This is a genomic window from Methylobacterium isbiliense (assembly GCF_022179325.1).
GTDB classification, from domain to species: domain Bacteria; phylum Pseudomonadota; class Alphaproteobacteria; order Rhizobiales; family Beijerinckiaceae; genus Methylobacterium; species Methylobacterium isbiliense.
Map to the genome: position 1 here is coordinate 1 of NZ_BPQQ01000158.1, position 3,214 is coordinate 3,214.

Annotated in this window: 2 protein-coding genes and 1 pseudogene; 2 read left to right on the top strand and 1 reads right to left on the bottom strand. The window is 62.4% G+C overall.

Going from position 1 to position 3,214, the window contains the following annotated elements:
- The first annotated feature begins 262 nt into the window (after positions 1-262).
- Positions 263-1,270, top strand: a complete 1,008-nt coding sequence (locus tag MFF61_RS33690; RefSeq protein ID WP_238242208.1) for a class I SAM-dependent methyltransferase — start codon at positions 263-265, stop codon at positions 1,268-1,270.
- A gap of 24 nt (positions 1,271-1,294) precedes the next feature.
- On the opposite strand, the pseudogene MFF61_RS33695 reads toward MFF61_RS33690, so the two are convergent.
- Positions 1,295-1,755: pseudogene (locus MFF61_RS33695) on the bottom strand (IS5 family transposase); the annotation flags it as partial.
- 117 nt (positions 1,756-1,872) lie between these two features.
- Here MFF61_RS33695 and istA point away from each other — a divergent pair.
- A partial coding sequence (istA, locus tag MFF61_RS33700; protein ID WP_238242209.1) for an IS21 family transposase occupies positions 1,873-3,214 on the top strand: 1,342 nt, incomplete at its 3' end.

Here is a 3,214-nt window from a genome sequence, read left to right on the forward strand (position 1 = left end):
GGGAAACCCGGGGCGGTTCACAGCTTCCACCTGCGGCTCTCGCCGCATAGGGTTCAAACCGGTGTCTCACAATCCGCGGGCGGTACAGGAGCCACATCACGTAACGGCGCCTGGGGCGGCACAGGACAGCCGTCCACTCACTCTTCCCTTCCAGCCCAGATTGATGCCACAAATGGAAAAATGATTTGTCCGTTTGGAAGGATCGGGCTATTCGTGGCGTACCCTCGGCCCCGAGCCCAATTAGTCACGTCAGGTAGGCAGCATGCTCACGTTTGATCAAATTAGAGGCATCATAAGTGTGCTGATACAGAGGGATGCCACCGCGGACGATATAAACTATTGGACAGGAAAGCGAGCTGAAGATCTTGTCTACGCACTCCTAAAATCTAATGATTATTATAAGATACACAAGCCCGGAGCATTTACAAACGCGGCAAGCTCCTTTGATCTTTACGATATCATTAAAAAGTATGAACTTCGGAGTCGGACGCCATCGCCGGGGTACTTGGTGAATTTTATGGGCGTGAAATATCCCATCGAAGTGGCGCCTGGATTAAAGAAGTTCGACGGTGCTGTCGGTCCGATCCCGATTCCCGACTACCTTCACGCCGACATGGCCGAATGGGCTGCCGTATTACGTGCAGTCGAACTCGCGAGTGGCACCTTCCGCATGGCGGAACTGGGCTGCGGCTGGGGATGTTGGATGAATAATGCTGGCGTGGCCGCAAAACGTAGGGCCCTACGCGTCCATGCTATTGGGGTAGAGGCTGACGAGGGGCACCTGTCATTTGCGCGGAGAAGCCTCGCCGCTAATGGCTTCGATCCAAGCGAGTATACGCTCCATCATGGAGTAGCAGCAGCTGCACCAGGCATTGCTTGGTTCCCAAAGCAAGATTTTGCTGGATCAGATTGGGGGCTAACGCCAGTTTTTGGTGCTCAGCCGTCAAATCCTGAACGATTCCACTCCTATCCGATGGTGCCGTTTGCGCAAATGGTTGGAGACGAAACTCTCGATCTACTTCACATCGATATCCAAGGTGGTGAATACGACTTGATTAGCTCATGTTGTGAAATTCTGAATGAACGTGTCGCCTATCTGGTGGTCGGCACGCACAGCCGAACAATCGAAGGTGCCATTATGGACACACTGTTAACCGCTGGATGGAAACTCGAGGTCGAACGCGCAGCGATTTTCGATTTGACAAATGCCCGCGCTGATCTTGTCGTAGATGGCCTCCAAGGATGGCGCAATCCAAGACTGCAGCGTTGACATTGTGCAGACTAGGGCCTGTCGTCACTTGATCCAATCGAGAGTGGCGGCCAGACAGACAAAGGACGCCCTGAAGCTGACGGCGGTCTTTTCGTAGCGGGTGGCGACGGCCCGCCACTCCTTGAGGCGGACCCACAGCCGCTCGACGATGTTGCGGTTGGCCTAGATCCACTCAGGGCAGGGCATCGGTGCCTCGTTGGCCTTGGTCGGGATCGCTGGCCGCGCGCCGGCGGTCCAGATCGCCTCGCGAACACGGTGGCTGGAGTAGCCGCGGTCACCCACTGTGGCACGCCGGGCGGTCGATCGAGCAACGGGAGAGCGTGCGGCCGTTCATGCGCCTGGCCGGAAGCGAGGCGGAACGCGAGAGCGCGTCCTCGCCCGTCGGCGATCACGCAGGCCTTGGTGCCATAGCCGCCACGCGAACGGCCAAGAGCCTCACGATGGTCTCGCTCGGCTCCAGATCCCCCCTTTTGGCAGCACCCGCTGGGAATCGGCGTGGAAAAAGGACCCAGCTGAGGGGCTGATCGGCGTCCAATCGGGACCCACCCCGGCATCGCACATCTCATGCTCTCGCCCTGTCAGGGGCAGGGAGCCAGCCGGGGATGTTGATCGTGGAGACCCTCGCCAAGATCCGGCGCCTTTACCGCAACGAGCATAAGAGCATCCGCGAGATCTCGCGCGAGCTGCGCCTCTCGCGCAAGGTCGTGCGCAAGGCGCTGCGCTCGGACAAGACAGCCTTCTCCTACAAGCGCCAGCACGAGCCGCGGCCGCAGCTCGACGGCTACATCGCTCGCCTCGACCTCCTGCTCGCCCAGGAACTCGCCAAGCCCAAGCGTGAGCGCCTGAGCTACATGCGCGTGTTCGAGGACCTCCGAGACGAAGGCTATGCGGGCGGCTACGATGCCGTGCGCCGCTATGCCCAGCGATGGCTCACGGAGCGGTCGGCGAGCCTGCAGGGCCTGTTCGTCCCGCTCTCCTTCACCCCAGGGGAGGCTTACCAGTTCGACTGGAGCCATGAGTGCGCCCGGCTCGCGGGCATCACTGTCCAGATCAAGGTCGCCCACATCCGGCTCTGCCATAGCCGCTACTTCCTGCTGCGCGCCTACCCGCGCGAGACCCAGGAGATGGTCTTCGACGGCCACGAGCGCGCCTTCCGCTTCTTCGGCGGTTCCTGCCGGCGCGGCATCTACGACAACATGCGCACGGCCGTCTCCGCCATCTTCGTGGGACGCCCCCGCGCCTTCAACCGCCGCTTCCTGCAGCTGTGCTCGCACCACCTCGTCGAGCCCACCGCCTGCAATCCTTGTGCGGGCTGGGAGAAGGGGCAGGTCGAGAACCAGGTGCGCACCGCCCGCAACCGCTTCTTCAAGCCGGTCCCCCGCTTCGAGAGCCTCGACGACCTCAATCACTGGCTGGAGGAGCGTTGCCGGGCCTGGGCGCGCACGGCCGCTCACCCGGTGCAGAAGCACCGCACCGTGCAGGAGGTGTTCGAGGCGGAGGAGAGGCCGGCCCTGATCCCCTACCGGGGCGGGTTCGACGGCCTCCACGAGGTCGAGGTCGTCGCCTCCAAGACCTGCCTCGTGCGCTTCGACCACAACCGCTACTCGGTGGCCGCCCGAGCTGCCGGCCAGCACGTGCAGGTGCGCGCCTACGCTGACCGGATCGCCGTCTTCCTCACGGGCGAGGCCATCGCCGCCCACCCGCGGTGCTTCGGCCGCAACCAGACGGTCTACGATCCGTGGCACTACCTGCCTGTGCTCGCGCGCAAGCCCGGTGCGCTCCGCAATGGCGACCCGTTCCGCGACTGGGACCTGCCCGCCGGCTTGGCCGAGATCCGCGCACGCCTGAAGGGGCACACTGATGGCGACCGGCAGTTCGTCGAGATCCTCTCGGCTGTGCCCGAGGCCGGGCTGGAGGCCATCGTGATCCTCCCTCGGCTTCGCG